This window comes from Metabacillus sp. KH_069, assembly GCF_057838075.1.
The window spans coordinates 349,812-375,104 of record NZ_CM174460.1; the positions used below are offsets into that span (position 1 = coordinate 349,812).

A 25,293-nucleotide genomic window follows, 5' to 3' on the forward strand; every position below is an offset into this window, starting at 1 on the left:
GTATTCCGACTTGAAAAAAGTAATGGTAATGCTGCTTGCAGGCTGTTTATTCCTTTCAGCCTGCGCACCCAGCTTTGGCGATCAAGAGGAAATCGTGAGGGAAACGGAAGATGAATCAACCGAAAAAGCGATCATTCCTAAATACAACATTTCAGATTCCTACTATAAAATGATCCTCCCTTTTAAAGAGGGAAAAGCAAGAGGACTCGTTGCTGAAAATATCAATACCCGTCTAGACATAGATGAATTCGAAACGGGATTGATGAGAGTGGCACAGGAAGAATTTTCTCCGGAAGATCATCTATATCAAGAGGGACAATATCTTGATGAGAAGACGGTAAGAAAATGGCTGAGCCGAAAGCTTGAAGGCGAGAAGCTTGAGGCAGCAATTGAAGAGAGTAAAGGGAAAAATTCAAACGGTACGAAAAAAGAACCTTTTCAAAATACAGGGCTGAACCCGCCTGAAGCCACAGAAGGCGACTACATTCAAAAGAACGAAAAAAGCCCAATCTACCTAGCACACATGCTTGAACACAATTACTTAGTCCGCAAAGGCGAAAACACAGTCGAGCTCGGCGGCGTTGTTATTGGGCTTGCGTTAAATTCGGTTCATTACTACCGGGAAGCGGTCGGTGAGCCGCAGCGTGAATATGTCATCGATCCGCAGAAGCTTGAAGCGGAAGGCAAAAAGATGGCGGAAGAAGTCATTAAGCGTGTCCGCAGCCAAAAAGGCCTTGAAAATATCCCTGTTGTCATTGCCTTATATAAACAAGCACCGAAGTCTTCCATTGTACCGGGAAGCTTTATTGCAAGCACAGTAGTAGACGGCGGCAGCAATCAAATCGGCAAATGGGACAGCATTGATGAGGAATATGTCTTTTTCCCTTCGCCTCAAGGAATGGAAGACTACCGCGAGGATGCCAACCTCTTTGAACGATTCAAGCAGGATATCGACGAATTTTTCCCTAACTACACAGGCGTCATCGGCAAAGCCTTTTACAAAGGGGAAGAAATGCAAGAATTGAAGATTGATATACCGATGCAGTTCTACGGAAAATCAGAAGTCATTGCCTTTACCCAGTTTGTCACTGGGAAAGTCGTAGACTATTTCCCTGACTATGTTTCAGTTGAAGTAAACATCAATTCAACTAGCGGCCAAGAGGCATTGATCGTCCGCAAACCGGGACAGGAAAAGCCGACCGTTCATATTTATCAATAATTGATTAGCCATCTCACATTGTGAGGTGGCTTTTTTCGATAGGTGGAACTAGAGATGGCCATTTTTCTAAGTGAATTGCTTAAGCGGGAATTCACATTCAGTGTACCTAGCAGAAACGAAGCCCTGACTATCCGGGGCATCAAACCAAGCCTTCCACTTCAATCTAGCTATTCTCCTACTCTCTAAACATAATAAACTTAATATTGTGACAATTTACCATAGTTTGAAAGTTTCCATCTCTTTCGTTAGAATGGGGGTGTAAACGTTTCATACTTGCAGGGAGGCGAATTTAAATCATGATACCGTACAAACACGAACCATTTACTGATTTTTCAGCAGAAGAGAATAAGAAAGCCTATCTTGAAGGCTTGAAGCTTGTTGAGTCATATTTAGGGCAGGATTATCACTTGGTCATTGGCGGAGAATGTATTTCCACAGAGTATAAAATTGTTTCTGTGAATCCTTCAAATAAAGAAGAGGTGATTGGCCGCGTTTCGAAGGCGAACCGGGAGTTAGCCGAGAAAGCTATGCAAGTGGCAGATGAGACATTTAACACGTGGCGTAAAGTGAAGCCGGAAGTTCGTGCGGACATTCTTTTCCGTGCTGCAGCGATCATTCGCCGCCGCAAGCATGAGTTTTCTGCGCTTTTAACGAAAGAAGCAGGCAAGCCCTGGAATGAAGCGGATGCGGATACAGCAGAAGCGATTGATTTCATTGAGTATTATGCCCGCCAAATGCTGAAATTAAAGGATGGCATGCCGGTTGAAAGCCGTCCGGGTGAGTACAACCGTTACAGCTACATTCCTTTAGGTGTAGGGATTATTATTTCCCCGTGGAATTTCCCGTTTGCGATTATGGCAGGAACGACAATCGCAGCTATCGTAACAGGCAACACAGTCTTGTTAAAACCGGCTTCGACTACTCCGGTCGTTGCGGCAAAGTTTGTTGAAGTGATGGAGGAAGCCGGACTTCCTAAAGGCGTATTGAACTTCGTGCCTGGAAGCGGCGCTGAGGTTGGCGACTATTTAGTTGATCACCCGCGCACCCGTTTTATCAGCTTCACAGGTTCACGTGACGTAGGCACACGCATCTATGAGCGTGCTTCTAAAGTGAATGAAGGTCAGATCTGGCTGAAGCGCGTTATTGCGGAAATGGGCGGCAAGGATACGATTGTCGTTGATAAAGACGCAGATTTGGAATTAGCTGCACAATCAATCGTGAAATCAGCATTTGGATTCTCAGGACAAAAATGTTCTGCTTGTTCCCGTGCAGTCATCGTTGAGGATGTGTATGATCAGGTCCTGAATCGCGCAGTTGAACTAACAAAAGAATTAACAGTCGGCGATACAGCAGACCAATCTTATTTCATGGGTCCTGTCATCGATCAGGCTGCATTTGATAAAATTATGAGTTATGTAGAAATCGGCAAAGAAGAAGGGAAACTCGTTGCAGGAGGAGAAGGAGACAGCTCTAAAGGCTACTTCATTCAGCCGACAATCATTGCGGATCTTGATCCGAAAGCACGCTTGATGCAGGAAGAAATCTTCGGTCCGGTTGTCGGCTTTACGAAAGCAAAAGATTTTGATCATGCGATTGAAATTGCCAACAACACGGACTACGGTTTAACAGGGGCAGTCCTTACAAACAACCGTGAACACATCGAAAAAGCGCGCGAAGACTTCCACGTTGGAAATCTGTATTTCAACCGCGGCTGTACAGGTGCGATCGTTGGCTATCAGCCATTCGGCGGCTTCAACATGTCCGGTACAGATTCAAAAGCGGGCGGCCCGGATTATTTATTGCTTCACCTTCAGGCAAAAACAACATCAGAAACGCTGTAATAGAAGGAGAAAAGAGCTTAAACAAACGTTTGTTTAAGCTCTTTTTGTGAGATAAGAAAGTATAAAATTTTGCTATACGATGTCTAGCTCCAACGCCCAACTCCTCGGCCAGAACGGATCCGCCAGTAAAGCAAAAAGCGCCTTTACTGGCGGATCCTTATCTGTCATGCCTGCGCTAAACGGGCGCTTGCGCTTTTCTTGTGAGGTGATTTCAAGTGGCTGAGAAGAGGTTAAATGCGTTATTATTTTTATCCGGCATCTTGTTTGTATTCAGTATGTTATCCATGGTTTTCCCCATCGATGATTTAATAAAGGATATCGTGTTTTCCATCGGTTTTTTGATAGCGATTACGATACATCTCTATTTCAGAAATCAAAGAAAAAAAGCACAAAAGAAAAACGCTTAGGAAGATTCAGCCTCCTAAGCGTTTTATCATTTCTTACTTTGTTTCTTCCTCTAAAACTTCTTCCATTTCGTTAAACGTATTTTGAACCCGTTTAGAAGGTCTGCTTGTGATCAAGCTGACTACGTAAACAGCAAGTAAACTTAAGAAGAAGCCGGGAATCATTTCGTACATAAATTCTTTCAGTGCAGGGACGTTTACCCAAATCAGAACTGTGACAGCCCCAACGATCATACCGGCAAGAGCGCCCCACTTCGTCATGCGTTTCCAGTATAAGCTGAGCAGCACGGCCGGTCCGAATGCAGAACCGAATCCTGCCCATGCGTATCCTACTAATGAAAGGATAGTATCACTTGGAGTAAGTGACAGCAGCACGCCGATAATGGCTACCAGCAGTACGGAAAGCCGTCCAACTAAGACAAGCTCTTTATCTTTTGCCTCACGTCTGAAGAACGTTTTATAAAAGTCCTCTGTCAGTGCACTTGAAGTAACAAGCAGCTGCGATGAAATGGTACTCATTATCGCAGCTAAAATCGCTGCAAGCAAGAACCCTGTGATTAATGGGTGAAAGAGTACCTGTGCAAACTTAATAAAAATGGTCTCAGGATCTGCCAGAGTTGTCGCCGTCTGATCGACATAAGCGATCCCTACAAGACCTGTAAGCATTGCGCCAAAGACAGAAATAATCATCCAGCCCATGCCGATTCTTCGTGCAGGTTTTAATTCTTTAATAGAAGAAATCGCCATAAAACGGACGATGATATGAGGCTGTCCGAAATAACCTAAGCCCCATGCTAAAAATCCAATAATACCGATAACGGATGTTCCTTTAAAGATGTCCAAATAAGTTGGATCAATTGCGCGGATTGTATCAAATGTTGGCCCAACTCCGCCTAAGTTTGTGAATGCTACGATTGGTACAAGAACGAGTGCAAGGAACATAATAATTCCCTGTACAAAGTCAGTTAAGCTTACGGCCAAAAATCCTCCAAATAGAGTATAAGCTACAACTACACCTGCGGTTAAAAGCATACCTGTCATGTAATCAAGCTTAAATGAAGATTCAAATAACAATCCTCCTGAAACTAATCCTGCTGAAGTGTAAAGCGTGAAGAAAATAAGGATGACAATCGCTGAAACGAAGCGAAGAATACGCGTTTTGTCTTTAAAGCGATTTTCAAAGTAATCCGGGATCGTAATGGAGTCGTCTGCAACCTCTGTATAGGTTCTGAGACGCGGTGCAACTAAAATGTAATTCAAGTAAGCTCCAACTGTAAGTCCAACAGCTATCCACATGCTTGATAATCCAGTTGTATACATAGCTCCTGGAAGCCCCATGAGCATCCAGCCGCTCATGTCTGAAGCCCCTGCCGATAGTGCCGTTACTGCGGGTCCGAGTCCGCGTCCCCCAAGCATGTAGCCGGACACATCGTCTGTTGACTTCTTGTAGGCATAGAATCCAATAAGAAGCATGCCGACAAAATAAATTCCGAGTGATACCAATGTTCCAATTTCCACCAAATCTCTCCTTTGACTAAAGTGATCATGTAATAAGAACCAAAAATTGCAATCCGTTCAGCCCTACGGTTACTTAACCTAACAAACTATTTCCCTTGTTTCAAGGATTTGAAACAGGAATGGCGCGGGTTTTGGTGCTTGTGACCTATGGGGCTTGTATACGTAAGCGCTTTCTTAAAAGAATTAAAGTAAAACTATTTAGAATTTTCTGATGTAATATTTTTACTTTCAATATTACGTATTATGTGCAGTCAGATTTAAAACAAAACAACTTTTTTACGGATAGGCAAACAGGCGCGTATTTACATATGATAATGAGATATAAATGAACGATGTCAGGAGGATTGAACATGGATTCAAACGGTAAAGATCCGATGAAATTGATCAATGATTTTTTTGTCTCGCGGCCGAAGAATACCCTTCTCGGAAGCATAGACGATTACTTCAAACAATCATTCGCTCCAAAAGGATTTCAGGTGATGACGGAGGAAACGGATGCAGCATTTATTGTGAAATCAGAATTGCCCGGAATTGAAAAAGAGGATATTAAACTTGAAATTCTCGGAGAAGATCTGATCATCACAGTAAAATCAGCCAAAAATGAGAAGAAAAACGGCAAAGAATCAATTCCTATTCCCCCTTCAGCTGTGAAAAGAAATTTAAAGGCGAACTACCGGAATGGTGTTTTGAAAATCACGATTCCAAAGAAGGCATCAACTAAAATCGAGATTGACTGAAGTAAAACATGCATCAGATAATAACAGAATTTTAAGTAAAAAGAATATGGTGATATAGTTCAATTTTTAAGATGAAAAAAGTGAAGAATACAATAATAAAAAGGCGCGGATGGATATTCCGGCGCCTTTTTCTGTGGGTGAGAATTATTTAAGTAAAATAAAAGGTAAAATAGTAAAAACTTTTAGTTAAATTTTACTTGAAATTTTCCGACTATTATTCTATTATTAGTCTTGTAAACGATTTCATTTTTGCGGTCAGTATCTTTTGATTAAGATTAATAGGGGGTAAAACATGAAAAAGGTAATAGGTTTGATTAGTCTGGTTCTAATCATCGGCATGCTCTCTGCTTGTTCAGGAGGATCTTCTGAAAAGACAAGCAAAGACGACAAAAAATTGACGGCTTGGGCTTGGAACATCAACGTTCCTGTACTTGAAGCAGCAGCCGAACGCTATAAGAAAGAAAATCCTGATTTTGAACTTGAGATTGTAGAAATCGGGAGAGAAGATGTTTATTCAAAATTAACAACAGGTCTGCAGGCGGGCGGACAAGGCCTTCCTGACATTGTTCTTGTTGAAGATGACCGCATTCAAGGATATGCAGAATCTTATCCTAAAGCATTTTTAGATTTAAAAGAGTACGGCTTTGATAAGCAGGCTGATAAATTTCCTTCAAGCAAGACAGACCTTTTAACGGTTGATGATAAAATCGTCGGCTTCCCGTTTGACGGCGGTCCGACAGGCGTCTTTTACCGCACAGATATCTTTGAAGAAGCTGGCGTAAAAGCAGAAGATATTCAAACATGGGAGCAATTTGTTGAAGCGGGTAAAGTCATTAAAGAGAAAACAGGCAAACCAATGCTTGGACTTGATTTAAACGGTGACGACGGCCTTTACCGCATGATGATGAATCAGCAGGGTTCACTTTACTTTGATGATAAAGGAGAGCTTGCTTTAACATCAGAAGAATCAATGAATGCTGCAAAAGTGATCAAGCAGCTTAAAGATGAAGGCTTAGTGAAAAATACAGTCGGCTGGGATGCGTGGATCAGTGCGATGGTAAGCGGTGAAGTAGCAACAGCTCCATCAGGTGCTTGGCTTTCAGGCTCCATCACAGGACAAGGCAAAGATACATCAGGCAAGTGGGGCGTTATTCCTCTTCCTGCATTTGAAGAAGGCGGAAACCGTGCTTCTAACTTAGGCGGAAGCAACTACGTCATCATGCAATCTACGGATAAAAAACAAGAAGCATATGACTTCATGGAATACTTCTCAACAGATGAAGAAACACAGCTTGAAGCAATGAAAGGCGGCTTATTCCCGACGCTTAACACAGTCTATGATGAGCCGATCTTCACTGAAGAGCAGGAGTTCTTCTCGAACCAGCCGATCTGGAGCACGTTCACAGAGCAAATGGACAGCATTCCATCTGTTAACTACACAGGCAACTATTCACTGGCAATGGATGAATCAATCAAAGCCCAGTCTGAATCAGTCAGCGGCAAGGTGTCTATTGAAAAAGCATACGAGGCAGCACAGAAACGCCTGGACAACAGAATTAAATAATACATTGAAAAATGAAAAAGAAAGGGCCGAATCTAATTCAGCCCTTTCCTAATTTAAGGTGGGATCTTGCATGAGTCAAACACGTTTATTTCCTTATATGTTTATCGCCCCTGCAGTTATACTCTTTATTATTTTTACAGTATATCCGATATTTTCATCTCTTTTGTTAAGCTTTCAAACCTTTGAGGCAGGGGAATATATCTTTACCGGATTCGATAATTACGTCACGTTATTCAAGGATGAAATTTTCCATAAAGCCTTAATGAATACATTTATCATCTTTATCGTTCAGGTCCCGATCATGCTGATTCTGGCACTTGTGCTTTCAAGTGTGCTGAACAGCGGACTTCTTAGATTAAAAGGATTTTTCAGAGTATCGTTTTTCCTTCCAGCCGTAACATCACTTGTGGCATATTCCATCCTTTTCTCGATCATGCTTCAGGAGGAAGGAATCATTAATACGGTGATTGGATTTTTAGGTATGGAAGCGATTCCATGGCTGTCAGACAGCTTTTGGGCAAAAGCATCCATCATTCTTGCGATGACATGGAGATGGACGGGATACAACATGGTTATCTTCCTTGCAGCTCTGCAAAACATTCCAAACGATATGTACGAGGCTGCTTCTTTAGACGGTGCAGGAAAGATCAGACAGTTTTTCTACATTACCATTCCGCAGCTGAAGCCGGTCATTTTGTTCGCAGGAACATTATCGACAATCGGAACGCTGCAGCTATTCGATGAGCCATTCAACTTAACAAAAGGCGGACCGGCTGATTCAACGATGACACTGGGCTTATACATCTATCAAAACGGATTCGAATTCTTCCAGTTCGGCTACGCATCAGCCATTGCATACATTGTGGTTGTGTTAGTAGGCATCCTAACGTTCATTCAATTTAAAGTGGCAGGTGATAGATAATGAATGCAGAAACGAGCAATACAATCCAGACGAATTTCCTAACCGAAACAAAGAAGAAGCGCAGCAAAAAATTGCCGCAGAAGCTTGGCATGTACAGTTTATTAATGCTTTTCCTGATTATCTCGATTTTCCCGTTTTACTGGATGTTTATCGGCGCAACAAATGATTCAGGAAAGATGTTTACGAATCCGCCGACACTGACGCCCGGCGATCAGCTGATGACGAACTTCCAAAACCTGAATGCATCCATTAATATTCCGCAGGTTATGTTCAACTCTCTGTTTGTATCACTTTTATATGTAGTCGCAGCGCTCGCCGTATGTTCGCTTGCAGCATATGCTCTTGCAAAATTTGAATTCAAAGGCAGAAACTTTATCTTTACTGCGTTTTTACTGTCAATGATGATTCCGTATCAGGCAACATTGATTCCGCTATTCCGCATGATGTCTGAGCTGAATTTGCTGAATACGTACTTTGCGGTCATTGCACCGCAGCTTTGCTACCCATTCGCGATTTTCTTATTAAGACAGAACTTCCTTGCGTTCCCGACAGAGCTGATTGAAGCAGCGAGATTAGACGGAGCAGGAGAACTGAAAATCTTCTTTAAAGTTGTAGCACCATCTATGCGTCCGGCGCTTGCGGCAGCATCGATCTTCTTGTTCATGACACAGTGGAACAGCTTCATGTGGCCGCTTGTTGTGTTAAACGATGCAAGCATGTACACGTTCCCGGTTGCGCTTTCAAGCTTAATGGGTCTTTCATACATTGATTACGGTCAAGTCATGATGGGTGTCTCGATCGCAACGATTCCAATCATTATCTTCTTCTTAGTATTGCAAAAGCAATTTATCTCAGGCATGCTCGGCAGTGCTGTGAAATAGGGGGAATTTAGATGCTGACAACAAAGGGGAACCAGTTTTATTTAAATGATGAGCCGTTTCAGATTTTATCCGGCAGCATCCATTACTTCCGGGTCGTTCCGGAGTACTGGGAGGACCGGCTGCTCAAATTGAAGCAGCTCGGCATGAATACGGTTGAAACCTATATTCCTTGGAATATCCATGAACCTAAAAAAGGCGAGTTTTACTTTGAAGGGTTAGCGGACCTTGAACGTTTTATAAAAAAAGCAGAAGAATTGAATCTGTACGTCATCCTCAGACCGGCTCCCTATATCTGTGCAGAGTGGGAGTTCGGAGGATTTCCAGGGTGGCTGCTGAAAGAGCATGGCATGGCGCTCCGCAGTTCAGATCCTGTCTTCTTTGAGCATCTGCGCTCCTATTTTAACGTCCTGCTTCCGAAAATCGTGCCGCATTTAACGTCAAACGGCGGACCGGTTATCGCCGTTCAAGTAGAGAATGAATATGGCGCTTACGGGAATGACCTGGAGTATTTGAATGCTTCAGCAGAGCTTTTTAAAGAGGCTGGAATTGATGTTCTATTATTCACCTCAGACGGACCAGAGTTCATCCAGCACGGCTCCATGCAGGACGCTGTGACAACCTTGAACTTCGGCTCCCGCTCTGAGGAAGCCTTTGCCGCGCTCGAAACGTTTCGAGCGAATTCTCCGAAAATGTGCGCCGAATTCTGGATCGGCTGGTTCGATCATTGGGGCGGCAAGCATCATACGCGGGAGGCTGCTGATGTAGCTGCCGAATACGAAAAAATGGTATCACAGGGTGCTTCCGTTAATTTCTATATGTTCCACGGCGGAACGAACTTCGGGTACATGAACGGGGCAAATCATTACGAATTCTACACTCCGACCATTACGAGCTATGATTATGACGCACTTTTGACAGAATGGGGAGACCCGACGGAGAAATACCGTGCTGTTAAGCAGGTGCTGTCTAAATACACGGATGTTCCTAATGAAAACCCGGTTCCATCTGAAAAGAAACACTATGGAACCGTTCAGCTGACACAGCAAATGAGTGTGTTCGATTTTCTGAAGCAAAAAGCACCGGAAACGCTTATTGCTCCAAAATCAATGGAGGAACTGGATCAGAACTACGGCTATATCCTTTACAAAACAACGATTACAAAGCAAGGCGAGCTCGAAATGGATATCACGCCAATCCGCGACAGAGCGTTTATTTACATTAACGGAAAGCTTGAGCGCACTGTGTACCGGAATGATGCAGAAAAAACTATAAAGCTGCCATTCAGCGAAAAGGAAAACATCCTTGAAATCTTTGTTGAAAACATGGGACGCGTCAATTACGGCAAGCACTTAAAGGATAAAAAGGGCATCATCGACAACCTCTGGATCGGCAATCAGTACTGGTTCCATTGGGACGTCTATTCTCTTAATCCTGATGAAGAAGCCATTTCATTCATTGAGGGAAAAGATGAACGCTTTCCGCGTTTTTACAAAGGTGAACTTTCGATTGAAGAAGCTGCGGATACCTTTATTGATTTAGAAGGCTGGACGAAAGGAAATGTGTGGGTGAACGGCTTTAACCTTGGCCGCTACTGGGTCGCAGAAGGACCTCAAAAAAGCCTGTACGTGCCGGGTCCTATTTTGAAAAAAGGAACAAATGAGATTTTACTTATCGAGCTGGAAGGAACCAATGCACATTCCATCACTCTTACGAATGAACCAAATCTTGGCTAAAGGAGCACGCTGCGATGCCTATATTCATAAATGAAGAACGCAACCAATTCCACCTTACAAACAAAACGGTCAGCTATATCTTTCATGTCATGAAAAACGGGGAGCTTGGCCAGCTGTACTACGGAAAAAAATTGAACCATCAGCCTGACTTCTCTCATTTTGCCGCTTATCATATTCCGACTGCGGCAAGCTGTCATCCTGAAAAGAATGATCCTGCCTTTTCACTTGAGACAGTGTGTCAGGAATACCCGCTTTATGGAACGAGCGATTTCAGAGAGCCGGCGATTTCCCTGCGGCATCCAAATGGAAGCTCTGTCAGCAAGTTTGAGTATTCATCCTGTGAAGTGATTGATGGAAAAGAGCGCATCCCCGGCATGCCGGCTACGTTTGCCAATGCAGGCGAAGCGCGCACGCTAATCATTACCTTGCTTGATAAAGTGAGAGATTTGAAACTTAAACTCTCCTATACAATCTTTGAAAACAGCTCTTCGATCACACGACATGCAAGCCTTGAAAACGAGGGAGAGCAGCCGGTCGATATCGAAAGAATGATGAGCTTGTCACTCGATCTTGCCGATCATGATTTTACAATGGTCCATCTTGCCGGAACATGGTCAAGAGAGAGACATGTGAAAGAACGAAAGCTGCAAACCGGCATTCAGTCGATCTCAAGCATTCGCGGAGCAAGCTCGCATCATCATAACCCGTTTATGGCGCTGAAACGTCCGCATACAACTGAAACAAGCGGGGAGGCCTACAGCTTTCACTTCGTATACAGCGGCAATTTTTTAGCGCAGGCTGAGGTCGATCATTATGATACAGCTCGCATTCAAATGGGCATTCATCCGTTCCAGTTTAACTGGCGCCTGAACCCGGGCGAATCGTTCCATACGCCAGAGGCTGTCATGACGTACTCAGGTCAAGGGATGAACGGTCTTACTCAGTCCATTCACAACCTTTTCAGAGAGCATCTCATTGCACCTGTCTGGCAAAAAAGAGAGCGTCCTGTGCTGATCAACAACTGGGAAGCCACGTACTTTGACTTTAATGCAGACAAAATCGTCGCAATTGCCAAGCAGGCCAAAGAACTCGGCGTTGAATTATTCGTCTTGGATGATGGCTGGTTTGGCAAGCGGAACGATGATACGACATCACTCGGTGACTGGTTTGTGGACAAAAACAAATTACCGGACGGAATCGACGCCTTGTCACAGTCGGTCCGAAAAGAAGGGCTGAAGTTCGGTCTATGGTTTGAGCCTGAAATGATTTCAGAGGAAAGCGATCTATTTTCAAAGCATCCGGACTGGGTCATTCATGATCCCGAGCGGCAGATTTCATACGGGCGCAATCAGTGGGTGCTTGACTACACAAGAGAAGAAGTGGTGGATTATCTCTTTGAGAGAATCTCCTCCATTATCCAATCAGCAAAGCTCAGCTATATCAAATGGGATATGAACCGCAACATCACCGAAGCGTATTCTGCAGCACTCGGACAGGATCGCCAGGGAGAATTTTTCCACCGATACATTCTTGGGGTTTACGATCTGTATGAAAGACTGACTTCGAAATACCCTGACGTGCTGTTTGAATCATGTGCAGGAGGCGGCGGCCGCTTTGATGCAGGAATGCTTTATTATGCACCTCAAGCCTGGGCAAGCGATGATACGGATGCGGTGGAGCGGTTGAAAATTCAATATGGATCTTCCTTTATCTATCCGATCTACAGCATCGGTTCGCACGTTTCCGATATTCCAAATCATCAGACGCTGCGCAGAACTTCCTTAAAGGCGCGAGGTGATGCCGCATACTTCGGAACGTTCGGCTATGAGCTGGATCCGAACAAAATGACCGATGAAGAAAAAGCAGAAGTAAAAGATCAGATTGAAACATATAAATCACACCGCACATTGATCAGAAACGGCGATTTTTACAGATTGATCAGCCCGTTTGAATCGAATGAAACAGCGTGGATGATCGTCTCCAAGGATCAGACAGAAGCATTCATCGGCTGGTATCAAGGACTGGCCACTCCAAATCCGAAGAAAATCCAGACACTGAAGCTTGCGGGCCTTGATGCAAACAGCACATACCGCGTGAACGGGTCAGATCAGGCGTATGGCGGAGATGAATTGATGCAAAGAGGACTGCCGCTTCCGGTTGAGTACAACGGTGTGAACAAGAATCATGCAGAGCGCGGCGGAGATTTCCAATCAAGCGTATTCCACTTAACGAAAAATGGGGGATGAGACATGTATTTAGGCGTTGATTACTATCCAGAGCATTGGGATCCATCCCTGTTCGGCGAAGATATTGAAAAGATGAAGGAAATGGGCGTCAACATGGTGCGCATCGGCGAATTTGCCTGGCACTTAATGGAGCCTTCAGAAGGTCAGTATGACTTCTCTTTTTTTGACGCAGTCATAAACCGGTTTAAGAAAGAAGGCATCGCGGTCATGTTCGGAACACCGACCGCAACGTTCCCGGCCTGGCTCGTAAAAAAACATCCGGATATTCTGCTCGAAGACGAAAACGGCCATCCGAAATCGTTCGGCGGCAGAAGACAGTACTGCTATAACTCTAAAAACTATCAAACGTATTCTTTAGCAATCGTCGAAAAGCTGGTCACTCACTATCAAAATGAGAGCGGCATCGTGTCCTGGCAGATTGATAACGAACTGGGCCATGAAGGCAGCGATATGTGCTACTGCGATCAGTGCAGAGAAGCTTTTCACACATTCCTTGCAAAAAAATATGACTCGGTTGATGAACTGAACAAGCGCTGGGGAACGATTTTCTGGGGACAGACGTATAACGCGTTTGAGGAAATTCCGGTTCCAAAGCCGACGATCACGGTTCATAACCCGGCGATGATGCTCGACTGGGCAAGATTCAGAAGCGAGTCTTTAAGTGAATTCGCGAAGATGCATCTGAATCTAGTGAAAAAGTTAAAGGGAGCTCATCAAGAGGTTACAACCAATCTCCCGGGCGGTTTCTTCGGAAAATGGTTCGACCACAACGAGTTTTCAAGAGACTTAGATTTTGTGTCTTATGACAATTACCCGGTTTGGGGCGGGCTGACAGAGCCAGTCACACCGGCCTTCTTATCATTCACGCTCGGATTTGTCCGCGGCATCAAACGCGAGAACTTCTGGATTGTTGAACAGCTCATGGGAGCACAGGGTCATGACATTATCGGGTATCTTCCAAGACCAGGCCAGGCGCAATTATGGTCGTACCACGCATTTGCACACGGATGCAGCAACATGCTGTACTTCCGCTTCAGAGGCATGAACAGAGGGGCAGAGCAGTATTGCCTTGGCATTATTGACGCCGATAATACCCGTTCACGAAAGTTTTACGAAGTTCAGGAAGTGTTTAAAGAAATCCGCAAGCATGAAGACGTGTTCGAGTCACCAATCCAATCAGATGTAGCCGTGCTTTATGACTTTGATAACATCTGGTCGATGCGCATTCAGCAGCAGAGCTCACAGCTGGAGTTTACAAACGAATTAATGCGCCTGTACCAGCCTTTTCATGATGTGAATGTATCCGTGGACGTTCTCAAATACGACCATGATTTCTCAAATTATAAAGTCGTGCTGGTACCAGTTCTTACACTTGTAGATGAAGAGCTTGCTGCAAGATTAAAAGCCTTCACAGAAAGCGGCGGCACTGTAATCTTCTCATTCCGTGCCGGCATGAAAAACAAAGACAACAACATTCCATTCGGCGACAAATCGCCTTATCAATTAAAAGAACTGCTCGGCATTGAAATCGATGAAGCGGAATCGCTTCATGCGGGCCAGCACGTTTCCATCCTTTCAAAAGACGGCAAGAAAGAAGCGCAGGCTCAGGTGTGGAGAGATCTTATCCGGACAACGTCTGCAGATGCTCTTTATTCCTACAGCGACCGTTTTTATAAAAACTATGCGGCCTTAACAGTCAATGAGTATGGAAACGGAAAAGCATATTATGTCGGAACAGGTGCTGAAGCAGGCGTCCTTTCTAAGTTAGCTTTAACTGTCTTAAACGAATCAGGCATCTCCTGCATCGAGAGCGAGCCAGGTGTAGAAGTTGTCGTTCGCGGCGGTCATGTGATTGTCATGAACCACAACCACGAGGAAGCAGCTTTTGAAGGAGAAGTGCTGCAGCCGTTTGAAACAAAAATCATGGAGCGAGGGGGACACTCATCATGAATGCGGGGGAATTAGAAGGCTTATTCAGGGAAAAGTTCGGAAGCGGAGACTATCGAAGTTTCTTTGCACCGGGACGCATTAACCTGATCGGGGAACACACAGATTACAACGGCGGGCACGTCTTCCCATGTGCGATTACGTACGGAACCTACGCGCTTGCGTCAAAGCGTTCAGACCGGATGCTGCGCATGTACTCGGTGAATTTTCCTGATAAGGGGATTGTTGAGTGCTCGCTTGATGACTTGAGCTATCAGACAGAACACGATTGGGCGAACTACCCTAAAGGGATGATTGCAGCTTTAAAGCAGCGCGGTTTTCTCATTGAAGAGGGACTTGATCTCTTAATCTATGGAAACATTCCAAACGGCGCAGGCTTATCATCGTCCGCCTCCATTGAATTGGTTACAGGCGTCATGCTTGATTCTCTCTTTAATCTGAAAATAGACCGGATTGAGCTCGTCAAGCTCGGTCAGGTCGTTGAAAATCAATACATCGGCGTCAACAGCGGGATCATGGATCAATTCGCCATCGGCATGGGGAAAAAAGCGTGCGGCATGCTGCTGGATTGCAATACGCTCCAATACCGCTATGCTCCGATTCATTTAGAGCATCACGTTATCGTGATCATGAACACGAACAAACGCAGAGAGCTTGCCGCTTCAAAATACAACGAACGCCGGCAGGAATGTGAAGATGCTTTAAAAATCCTGCAGGAAAAGGTACCCGTGCAGTCGTTGGGTGAACTCTCGATGGAAACATTCAATCAATACGCAGATTCCATTGCGGATGAAACCGTGAGAAAGCGCGCGCGTCACGCTGTCAGTGAAAACGAACGGACCATTTACGCGCTTGAAGCTCTTGAAAAGAACGACCTCTATACATTTGGCGAATTGATGAATGATTCCCACCGCTCTTTGCGGGAAGATTATGAAGTAACAGGTACAGAGCTCGATGCACTTGTCGAGGCTGCCTGGAAGCAGAACGGTGTCATCGGTGCCCGCATGACAGGCGCAGGTTTTGGCGGATGCGCGATTGCGATTGTTGAGCGCGAAAGTGTCGGCGATTTCCTTGATGAAGTCGGCCAATCTTACCTAAAGGCAGTCGGCTACGAGGCATCCTTCTACATTGCAGATATCGGGGACGGCGCATGCGAAATTGAATTGGGGGTTCATATATGAGCGTTTTAGTTCTTGGAGGAGCCGGCTACATCGGCTCCCATGCAGTCTATCAATTAGCAGATCAGGGATTGGACGTTGTCGTGATCGATAACCTCCAGACCGGCCACAAAGAAGCAATCCATCCGAAAGCTGGTTTTTACGAAGGCGACCTGAGAGATCAGGCATTTTTAAACAGCGTGTTTGAAAAAGAAGACATCACCCAGGTGCTCCACTTTGCAGCCAATTCGTTAGTAGGAGAGTCTGTCCTGCAGCCGCTCAAGTATTTTCACAACAATGTCTACGGACTGCAAGTTCTGCTTGAAGTCATGCAGAAGCACGATGTGAAAGAAATCGTCTTTTCATCAACCGCAGCTGTATACGGCGAACCGAAGTATATTCCGATTACAGAAAAGGAACGTACAAACCCGACAAATCCTTATGGCGAATCCAAGCTGATGATGGAAAAAATGATGGGCTGGTGCGAGGAAGCATACGGCATCCGCTATGTATCCCTGCGCTATTTCAATGTTGCGGGAGCAAGAGCCACAGCTGAAATCGGCGAGGATCATACACCAGAAACACACTTGGTTCCGCTTATTCTGCAGGTAGCATTAGGACAAAGAGAGCACATCTCTGTATTCGGAGATGACTATGCAACGCCTGATGGCACATGCATCCGTGATTACGTCCACGTGGAAGATTTGATTGACGCCCATCTGCTTGCTCTGAACTATTTAAGCAGACAAGGCGAAAGCATCATTTTGAACCTCGGCAGCAGCCAGGGCTTCTCGGTTAATGAAATGATTAAGGAAGCAAGAGAAGTAACAGGACATCCGATTCCTGCAAAGGCAGCACCTAGACGTGCAGGCGATCCGAGCACACTTGTCGCTTCATCCGAAAAAGCAAGAGCGATTCTCGGCTGGGAGCCATCCCGCACGAATATCAAAACGATCCTGCAGGACGCATGGAACTGGCACCAAACAAAACCTAACGGATATGGAGAGGATTCCAGATGAACAATTCTTCATTCGTCAATCAATTAGTTGAGCAAGCCATCCAAAAAAAATTCATCACAGACAGAGACCGGATGTATGCCCGAAACCAGATTCTCGGTCTGCTTGGGATTGATGCCTATGAAGATTGTGACCTGCCGGAAACGCTGCTTCCCATACCCGATCTGCTTGAAATCATCGTCCTGCAGGCAGCAGAACGGGGCATCATTGAAGGAACATTTGATGAAAAAGAAAAGCTGTCTGCCAATCTGATGAATGTGTTTCTTGATAAGCCGTCTGCAATTCAGCAAACGTTTGAAGAGTATTACAGCCTGTCACCTGAAATCGCGACAGATTATTTTTATAAACTGAGCCAAAACAGCAATTACATCCAGACAAAACGAATCGCGAAAAACATCCATTATAAAACGCCGACTGAATACGGAGAGATTGATATTACAATCAACCTTTCAAAACCTGAAAAAGATCCGCGGGATATCGCAAGGGAACGTGCAGTCAAATCAGCAAGCAAGTATCCGAAGTGCCTGCTTTGCGCTGAAAACGAAGGCTATAAAGGCCGCATCGGACACCCTGCACGATCCAATCACCGTGTGATTGAGCTGAACCTTGAGAATGAGCAGTGGTATTTTCAATACTCTCCGTACATTTATTACAATGAACATTCCATTGTGCTATCCGGCGAGCACAGAGACATGAAAATCAATGGAGACGCCTTCCGTAGATTGCTTGCTTTCGTTGAGCAGTTTCCGCACTATTTTATCGGCTCGAATGCGGACCTTCCGATTGTCGGCGGATCGATCCTCTCTCATGATCACTATCAGGCGGGCAAGTACACGTTTGCGATGGCGGAAGCACCTGACGATGAAACATTCGAGATTGCAAGCTTTCCTGAGGTAGCCTTCTCAAAGGTGAAATGGCCAATGTCGGTTCTGAGACTGCGATCATCAGATAAAGCGGCGCTCGTTTCTGCAGCAGAGCACGTACTGAATACTTGGAAATCCTATTCCAATGAAGAAGCAGAGATTATTGCTTTTACAGGAGACGAATCCCATCAAACGGTGACGCCGATTGCAAGAATGAGAGACGGCAGCTATGAGCTGGACCTCGTCCTTCGCAATAACAGAACGAGCGAAGAGCATCCGATGGGGATTTTCCATCCGCATGCAGATCTGCACCATATTAAAAAAGAAAACATCGGACTGATTGAAGTTATGGGTCTGGCTGTTCTTCCAGAGCGTCTGAAACATGAGCTTCAGCAAATAGAAGCGTTCCTCCTTGGGGAAGAGGCTGAAGTCCCGGAGCACCATGAGGAATGGGTTCAGCACTTGCTGTCAAACTATCAATCGTTTGAAAAAACAACGGCTGATGGGATCCTTAAAAAAGAAGTAGGATTAAAATTTAGCAGAGTATTAGAGGATGCGGGAGTTTTTAAAAGAACAAATGAAGGGAATAATCATTTTAGTCATTTTATCCAGAGTTTAAAAAGAGAGAGGAACGATAAAAATGAAAATCCTTCACGAAACGATACTCACGCACCCACAGCAAAATATTGAGAAATATACGCTTGAAAACGACCAGGGCTTCTCGGTCAGCTTCTTAAACCTTGGCGGAACGATCACTTCGATCATGGCACCGGATAAAAACGGAAACTTTGAGAATGTTGTTTTAGCCTATGACCATGCTGAGCAGTATATCGAAAATCCATATTATTTGGGAGCACTCATCGGCCGCGTCGCAGGACGGGTGCCAAATGCAGAGCTTGGTCCGTACAGACTTGAGGCAAACGAAGGCGAGCATCATTTGCACGGAGGCCCGCATGGCTTTCATCAGGTTTTCTGGAACGTAAAAACCGTGGAGCATGAGGATGCAGCAGAAGTCATCCTTACCCATTTCAGCAGGGACGGTGAAGGCGGCTATCCGGGGAATCTGGATGTACAGGTCACATACCGTCTTGACTGCGACAACACATTCACCATTGATTACGAAGCGCGCTCGGACAAAGATACATGGCTTAACCTGACAAACCACGCTTATTTTAATTTATCAGCAGACAGCGGAAGGAACGTGCTGAATCACTCTCTTACAATGAAAAGTGATGCCATCGCCGAATTCGATGACGATTCGATTCCGACAGGCAAATGGATTCGTGCAAAAGAAACCCCGTTTGACCTGAAAACTGGTAAACTATTAAGAGATGCAGCAGAGTCTGACCACGAGCAGATCATCAAGGTCGGAAACGGTTTTGACCACCTTTTTCTATTTGAACAAAGTGAGCTCAACCAAGTGTCAGTAGAGGAGCAGGAAAGCGGCCGGAAGATGGTTGTGCAGACAACAGATCCCGCAGCCGTCATTTACATGGCGAATAAGATGGACACCGATCATCCATTAAAGCCGGGTCAGGCAACCGGGCCATATGCGGCCATCTGCATTGAGACACAGCGCATCCCGGAATCGCTTCTGATCCCAGGCTTGCCGACACATAGGCTTGCGGCACATGAAGCATATCGTTCTCGGACATCATTTACATTTGGACTAATATAATTTTTCTTATCTATAACAAAGGGGTTACGGTATATGGCGGCTACGATAAAAGATATAGCTGAAAAAGCGGGTGTATCCATTGCGACGGTTTCGCGGGTCCTGAACTTTGACGAAACGCTATCCGTTGGAGACGAAACGAAAAAGCGAATTTTCGAAGTGGCCGAGGAGCTGTCTTATCAAAAACGCAAAACAAAGAAAAGCCTCGTTCCGAAGATCGCCATCGTGCACTGGTACACAGAGCAGGAGGAGCTGAACGATCTTTACTACATGTCGATCAGACTCGGCATCGAGGAGCGGGCAAAGAGCCACAACCTTCAGCTTGCTACCTATTTCTACGACGATTTTGACGCGATCAATCAGGATCAGCTTCAGGGCATCGTCGCGGTAGGCAAATTCAGCAAGCAGCAGGCAGAGGAATTCAAGAAAGCCGCGCGAAACGTAGTTTTCGTCGACTCAAGTCCGGATCCGGAAAAATTCGATTCCGTTATCGTCGATTTCGAACGGGCAACAGAGCGCGTCCTCGACCATTTCATCGCAAAAGGACACACGCAAATCGGCTACATCGGCGGACGCGAAACCTACCGCGAGCACAGCGCAACACTTGACGATCAGCGCGAGCAAACATTCATCAAGTACTTGTCTGGAAGAGGGATGCTGCGCGAGGACGCCATGTTCATCGGCTCCTTCACAGTAAAGGACGGCCACCGCATGATGTCCCAAGCTATTGCAGAGCTCGGCGATTCCCTGCCTAGTGCCTTCTTTGCAGGTAATGATTCCATCGCGATCGGCAGCCTCCAGGCCCTGCATGAGCACGGCATCCGCGTACCGGAGCAGGTCAGCATCATCGGGGTAAATGACATCAGCGTCTCAAAATACATTTTCCCGGCGCTCAGCACGGTTAAGGTGTACACAGAAGTCATGGGTGAGACTGCCGTTGATCTGCTTGTTGAACGGATTACCGAGCGGAAAATTGCGAAGCAGGTAATGATTGCAACGAAGCTTAAACTGCGTCAAAGCAGTAAATAAGCGACTTAATTAAACGTTTGTTTAAACGAAGAACACCGCATGGATGCTGGTGTTTTTTGTTTTTTGGAGATGGTTGGAAAAAAGAAAGTGTTTATGGGGTTTTGGAAAGTAAATGGGGAAATGCGAAAGTATTTAGAGGGGATCGGCAAGTAAAGTGATGGGGCTGCTGGAAACATGGTGACAAGGAATGGTCTTTTTCCAGCCCAAAGATAATACCCCCTTTTCTAGAAAATTCGACATACCAAATTCCACATCCATGATATAAAGAAACTAACCACCTAAAAAAGGGGACCAAACCATGGAAATCGTGCCGCAGCCCGTCCGAAAGAAGAGAACCAAACTCAAACTCACCTCTGCGCTTCTCATCACGCTGATCCTGTTCATCGCCATCCTTCAATTCATTCCTGTTCAACCTGCAGAAAAACAAGCTTTCCTCAAAAAAGGCAAGCGTCCGCTCATTATTGCGCATCAAGGCGGAGACGGCATGGCTCCCGGCAACACGATGGCAGCCTTCTCGCTATCTGAAAAGCTAGAGGTAGACATGCTCGAAATGGACGTTCATCTTTCAAAAGATGGAGAAGTGGTTGTCATTCATGATGAGACAGTCGACCGCACAACAAACGGAACCGGCTCAGTAAAAGACATGACGCTCCAACAATTGAAACAGCTGGATGCCGGCTATCACTTCGTTGGACCTGACGGAACCCATCCTTACCGGAATAAAGGTGTCACCATCCCAACCATGGATGAGATTTTCACCACTTTCCCAGGCTACCATATGACAATCGAGCTGAAAATCGACGACCCGTTATTGGCAGACAAAATGGCCAATCTGATCAAAAAACACAACATGACCGACAAAGTCATCATCGCTTCATTCTATGATGAAGCACTGAACTACTTCATCAAAGCATCCGACGGCAAAGTGCCTGTCAGCTCGCCATCTGAAGCAACACGCAACTTTGTCCTTGCCCATAAGCTATTCGTTGACCGCCTGATTCCCATGAACAAATACACGGCAGTGCAAATCCCAATGAGGGCAAGCGGTCTTGATCTGACTACAGAGAGAATCATCAAATCACTGCACAACCGCAACATCGCTGTACAATACTGGACGATCAACGATGAAGACAGTGTGCGGAAGCTGGTTGAAATCGGCGCGGACGGGATCATGACGGATCATCCGAACATTGTGAAAAAAGTGCTGGATCAGGAATACGGAGAGGTGCAATAATTACCGTCTTTTGTTGCTTTAATGCACTGACTTTTGATATCATCAGAGTATTGTTTGCACGAGATTTAACGGAGGTGGAGCACATGTCACGCATTTCAAAAGAAGAAGTGAAGCACGTTGCGAATTTAGCACGCTTGGCTATAACTGAAGAAGAAACAGAAATGTTCACAAATCAATTGGACGCGATCATCACATTCGCCGAGCAATTGAATGAGCTTGATACAACAGGCGTTGAGCCGACAACACACGTATTAGAAATGAAGAACATTCTGCGCGAAGACAAAGCAGAAAAAGGATTGCCAGTAGAGGATGTCGTGAAAAACGCTCCTGACCATAAAGACGGATACATTCGCGTGCCGTCCATTTTAGAATAAGGAGGGAGCAGCCATTATGTCATTATTTGACCACAAACTGTCAGAGTTAAAAACACTTTTACATAAAAAAGAAATCACCGTAACAGACCTTGTTGACGAATCGTACAAACGAATTCATGCCGTCGACGATCAAGTGAATGCCTTCCTTACATTAGATGAAGAAAAAGCACGTTCATATGCAAAGGAACTGGACGAAGCGATCGGAACGCGCGATGAATTCGGTCTTATGTTTGGAATGCCGATCGGCGTAAAAGACAACATCGTCACGAAAAACCTGCGTACAACTGCGGCAAGTAAAATCCTTGAAAACTTCGACCCGATCTATGACGCAACCGTTGTTCAGCATCTGAAGAAAGCTGAAGCTGTCACAATTGGAAAATTAAACATGGACGAATTCGCAATGGGCTCTTCAACAGAGAACTCAGGCTACAAAGTCACAAAAAATCCATGGAATCTTGAAACCGTTCCAGGCGGATCAAGCGGCGGCTCGGCTGCAGCAGTTGCAGCTCGCGAAGTACCGTTTGCCCTTGGATCAGATACAGGCGGATCGATTCGCCAGCCGGCAGCCTTCACAGGTGTCGTTGGACTAAAACCTACATATGGTCGCGTTTCGCGCTTTGGACTGATCGCATTTGCATCATCTCTTGATCAAATTGGACCATTGACAACAAATGTTGAAGACAATGCCTTCCTGCTTCAGGCCATTTCAGGCGTCGATAAAATGGATTCAACGTCAGCAAACGTTGAAGTGCCTGACTTTTTATCTGCATTGACTGGCGATGTAAAAGGCCTCAAAATCGCCGTGCCGAAGGAATACCTGGGAGAAGGTGTCAGCGAAGAAGTAAAGCAGTCTGTCCTTGATGCGTTAAAAGTATTAGAAGCACAGGGTGCTACATGGGAAGAGGTATCTCTGCCTCATTCAAAATACGCGCTCGCTACTTACTACTTGCTGTCTTCATCAGAAGCATCAGCAAACCTTGCACGCTTTGACGGCGTCCGCTACGGCTACCGTTCAGACAATGCGAAGAACCTGATTGAATTGTACAAGCAGTCCCGTTCAGAGGGCTTCGGCGACGAAGTCAAACGCCGCATCATGCTTGGAACATTCGCCCTCAGCTCAGGCTACTATGATGCTTACTACAAAAAAGCACAGCAAGTCCGCACACTCATCAAAAAAGACTTTGAAGATGTGTTTGAAAAATACGATGTCATCGTTGGACCGACAACTCCTACTCCAGCCTTTAAAGTAGGCGAAAAAACAGATGACCCGATGACGATGTATGCGAACGATATTTTGACAATCCCGGTGAACCTTGCAGGCGTACCTGGAATCTCCGTACCTTGCGGATTCTCAAACGGACTGCCGCTTGGACTGCAAATTATCGGAAAGCATTTCGACGAAAGCACAGTTTACCGTGTTGCACATGCATTTGAGCAGGCAACCGACCATCATAAAGCAAAACCTGAATTGTAAGGGGTGAAATCATGAACTTTGAAACGGTCATTGGACTTGAAGTCCACGTTGAATTAAAAACAGAATCGAAAATTTTCTCAAGCGCACCGAACCATTTCGGCGCAGATCCAAATACAAACACAAGCGTGATCGAGCTTGGCTATCCTGGCGTTCTGCCGGTACTGAACAAAGAAGCTGTTGATTTCGCCATGAAAGCTGCAATGGCTTTGAACTGTGAAGTTGCGACAGATACGAAGTTCGACCGCAAGAACTATTTTTATCCGGACAACCCGAAGGCTTACCAGATTTCCCAGTTTGACAAGCCAATCGGCGAGCACGGCTGGATTGATATTGAAGTGAATGGCTACAAGAAACGAATCGGCATTACACGCCTTCATTTAGAAGAAGACGCTGGCAAGCTGACACATACAGGCGACGGTTATTCTCTTTGTGATTACAACCGCCAGGGCACACCGCTGATCGAGATCGTATCAGAACCTGACATCCGCACACCTGATGAGGCTTATGCTTACCTTGAAAAGCTGAAAGCAATCATTCAATACACAGGTGTTTCTGACTGTAAGATGGAAGAAGGCTCACTCCGCTGTGACGCCAACATCTCCCTTCGCCCGGTCGGCCAAGAGAAATTCGGAACAAAGGCTGAACTGAAAAACCTGAACTCCTTTAACTTTGTCCGCAGAGGCCTTGAGCATGAAGTGAAGCGCCAGGAGGAAGTTCTTTTATCAGGCGGCATCATCGAGCAGGAAACACGCCGCTTTGATGAAGCAACGGGAAAAACACTCTTGATGCGCGTAAAAGAAGGTTCTGACGACTACCGCTACTTCCCGGAGCCGGACCTTGTGTCCCTCTACATTGATGACGAGTGGAAAGAGCGCATTCGTTCAACGATTCCTGAGCTTCCGGACCAGCGACAAAAGCGCTACGTCGAAGAGCTCGGCCTGCCATCGTATGATGCACAGGTCCTTACTCTGACAAAAGAAATGTCCGATTTCTTTGAAGCAACGGTGGCAAAAGAAGCAGATGCTAAGCAGGCTTCGAACTGGTTAATGGGTGAAGTGAGCGGCTACTTGAATGCTGAAGGCAAAGAGCTTCAGGATGTAGCCCTTACACCAGAAGGACTTGCAGGCATGATTAAGCTCATCGAAAACGGCACAATTTCAACGAAAATCGCGAAAAAAGTGTTCAAAGAGCTGATCGAAAAAGGCGGCAATGCCGAGCAAATCGTCAAGGATCAAGGGCTTGTCCAAATCTCTGACGAAGGCACGCTCCGTAAAATCGTGAACGAATCACTGGATGCGAATCCGCAATCCATCGAGGACTTCAAAAGCGGCAAACAAAAAGCGATCGGCTTCCTGGTCGGTCAAATCATGAAAGCAACAAAAGGCCAGGCGAACCCGCCGATGGTCAACAAGCTTTTACTAGAGGAAATTCAGAAACGATAAAACCAAGAGACGGCGCC

19 protein-coding genes are annotated in these 25,293 nt (G+C 45.5%); 18 read left to right on the forward strand and 1 reads right to left on the reverse strand.

All coding sequences use genetic code 11. The features are described 5' to 3' along the window. The first annotated feature begins 10 nt into the window (after nucleotides 1-10). Together AC3ISE_RS01915 and pruA are read left to right on the forward strand one after the other, a co-directional pair. Nucleotides 11-1,219, forward strand: a complete 1,209-nt coding sequence (locus AC3ISE_RS01915) for a CamS family sex pheromone protein (protein WP_489222825.1) — start codon at nucleotides 11-13, stop codon at nucleotides 1,217-1,219. Nucleotides 1,220-1,512: 293 nt separating this feature from the next. Then, on the forward strand, nucleotides 1,513-3,060 hold the full coding sequence (gene pruA / locus AC3ISE_RS01920) for an L-glutamate gamma-semialdehyde dehydrogenase (protein WP_489224238.1): 1,548 nt from the start codon (nucleotides 1,513-1,515) through the stop codon (nucleotides 3,058-3,060). Between the two features lie 440 nt (nucleotides 3,061-3,500). Here the strand turns inward: pruA and putP are convergent, their stop codons facing one another. After that, entirely contained in the window at nucleotides 3,501-4,985 is a 1,485-nt protein-coding gene (gene putP, locus AC3ISE_RS01925; protein ID WP_489222826.1) for a sodium/proline symporter PutP, read from the reverse strand. 347 nt (nucleotides 4,986-5,332) lie between these two features. Here putP and AC3ISE_RS01930 point away from each other — a divergent pair, with 347 nt between their 5' ends. The 16 genes from AC3ISE_RS01930 (at nucleotide 5,333) to gatB (ending at nucleotide 25,276) form a co-directional block, all read left to right on the forward strand. Then, on the forward strand, nucleotides 5,333-5,719 hold the full coding sequence (locus AC3ISE_RS01930; protein ID WP_489222827.1) for an Hsp20/alpha crystallin family protein: 387 nt from the start codon (nucleotides 5,333-5,335) through the stop codon (nucleotides 5,717-5,719). Nucleotides 5,720-6,011: 292 nt separating this feature from the next. Next, nucleotides 6,012-7,283 carry an ABC transporter substrate-binding protein gene (locus AC3ISE_RS01935; protein WP_489222828.1) on the forward strand — a complete coding sequence of 424 codons (1,272 nt, stop codon included), beginning with the start codon at nucleotides 6,012-6,014 and terminating at the stop codon, nucleotides 7,281-7,283. A gap of 70 nt (nucleotides 7,284-7,353) precedes the next feature. Beyond that, nucleotides 7,354-8,205 (forward strand): carbohydrate ABC transporter permease, encoded by an 852-nt coding sequence (locus AC3ISE_RS01940; protein WP_489222829.1) that lies wholly within the window; start codon nucleotides 7,354-7,356, stop codon nucleotides 8,203-8,205. Between the two features lie 89 nt (nucleotides 8,206-8,294). After that, nucleotides 8,295-9,086 (forward strand): carbohydrate ABC transporter permease, encoded by a 792-nt coding sequence (locus AC3ISE_RS01945; RefSeq protein WP_223443076.1) that lies wholly within the window; start codon nucleotides 8,295-8,297, stop codon nucleotides 9,084-9,086. 11 nt (nucleotides 9,087-9,097) lie between these two features. After that, on the forward strand, nucleotides 9,098-10,819 hold the full coding sequence (locus tag AC3ISE_RS01950) for a glycoside hydrolase family 35 protein (protein ID WP_489222830.1): 1,722 nt from the start codon (nucleotides 9,098-9,100) through the stop codon (nucleotides 10,817-10,819). A gap of 14 nt (nucleotides 10,820-10,833) precedes the next feature. Next, nucleotides 10,834-13,065 carry an alpha-galactosidase gene (locus tag AC3ISE_RS01955; RefSeq protein WP_489222831.1) on the forward strand — a complete coding sequence of 744 codons (2,232 nt, stop codon included), beginning with the start codon at nucleotides 10,834-10,836 and terminating at the stop codon, nucleotides 13,063-13,065. A gap of 3 nt (nucleotides 13,066-13,068) precedes the next feature. Next, nucleotides 13,069-15,015 (forward strand): beta-galactosidase, encoded by a 1,947-nt coding sequence (locus AC3ISE_RS01960; RefSeq protein ID WP_489222832.1) that lies wholly within the window; start codon nucleotides 13,069-13,071, stop codon nucleotides 15,013-15,015. Continuing rightward, nucleotides 15,012-16,193, forward strand: a complete 1,182-nt coding sequence (locus AC3ISE_RS01965; protein ID WP_489222833.1) for a galactokinase — start codon at nucleotides 15,012-15,014, stop codon at nucleotides 16,191-16,193. Before AC3ISE_RS01960 ends, AC3ISE_RS01965 begins: the two co-directional genes overlap by 4 nt. Beyond that, nucleotides 16,190-17,188 (forward strand): UDP-glucose 4-epimerase GalE, encoded by a 999-nt coding sequence (gene galE / locus AC3ISE_RS01970; RefSeq protein WP_489222834.1) that lies wholly within the window; start codon nucleotides 16,190-16,192, stop codon nucleotides 17,186-17,188. Before AC3ISE_RS01965 ends, galE begins: the two co-directional genes overlap by 4 nt. After that, a complete protein-coding gene (galT, locus tag AC3ISE_RS01975; protein WP_489222835.1) occupies nucleotides 17,185-18,738 on the forward strand; it encodes a UDP-glucose--hexose-1-phosphate uridylyltransferase in 1,554 nt (517 codons plus the stop codon). The genes galE and galT overlap by 4 nt, the downstream gene beginning before the upstream one ends. After that, complete coding sequence (locus tag AC3ISE_RS01980; RefSeq protein WP_489222836.1) at nucleotides 18,689-19,726, forward strand: aldose epimerase family protein; 1,038 nt, start codon at nucleotides 18,689-18,691, stop codon at nucleotides 19,724-19,726. Before galT ends, AC3ISE_RS01980 begins: the two co-directional genes overlap by 50 nt. Before the next feature lie 33 nt (nucleotides 19,727-19,759). Further along, nucleotides 19,760-20,752 (forward strand): LacI family DNA-binding transcriptional regulator, encoded by a 993-nt coding sequence (locus AC3ISE_RS01985; RefSeq protein ID WP_489222837.1) that lies wholly within the window; start codon nucleotides 19,760-19,762, stop codon nucleotides 20,750-20,752. Nucleotides 20,753-21,050: 298 nt separating this feature from the next. After that, nucleotides 21,051-21,986, forward strand: a complete 936-nt coding sequence (locus AC3ISE_RS01990; RefSeq protein ID WP_489222838.1) for a glycerophosphodiester phosphodiesterase family protein — start codon at nucleotides 21,051-21,053, stop codon at nucleotides 21,984-21,986. Between the two features lie 83 nt (nucleotides 21,987-22,069). Then, nucleotides 22,070-22,360: an Asp-tRNA(Asn)/Glu-tRNA(Gln) amidotransferase subunit GatC gene (gene gatC, locus AC3ISE_RS01995; protein WP_070879500.1), complete on the forward strand. Its 291-nt coding sequence runs from the start codon at nucleotides 22,070-22,072 to the stop codon at nucleotides 22,358-22,360. Between the two features lie 16 nt (nucleotides 22,361-22,376). Further along, nucleotides 22,377-23,834, forward strand: a complete 1,458-nt coding sequence (gene gatA / locus AC3ISE_RS02000; RefSeq protein ID WP_489222839.1) for an Asp-tRNA(Asn)/Glu-tRNA(Gln) amidotransferase subunit GatA — start codon at nucleotides 22,377-22,379, stop codon at nucleotides 23,832-23,834. A gap of 11 nt (nucleotides 23,835-23,845) precedes the next feature. After that, nucleotides 23,846-25,276 carry an Asp-tRNA(Asn)/Glu-tRNA(Gln) amidotransferase subunit GatB gene (gene gatB, locus AC3ISE_RS02005; RefSeq protein WP_489222840.1) on the forward strand — a complete coding sequence of 477 codons (1,431 nt, stop codon included), beginning with the start codon at nucleotides 23,846-23,848 and terminating at the stop codon, nucleotides 25,274-25,276. Nucleotides 25,277-25,293 lie beyond the last annotated feature (17 nt).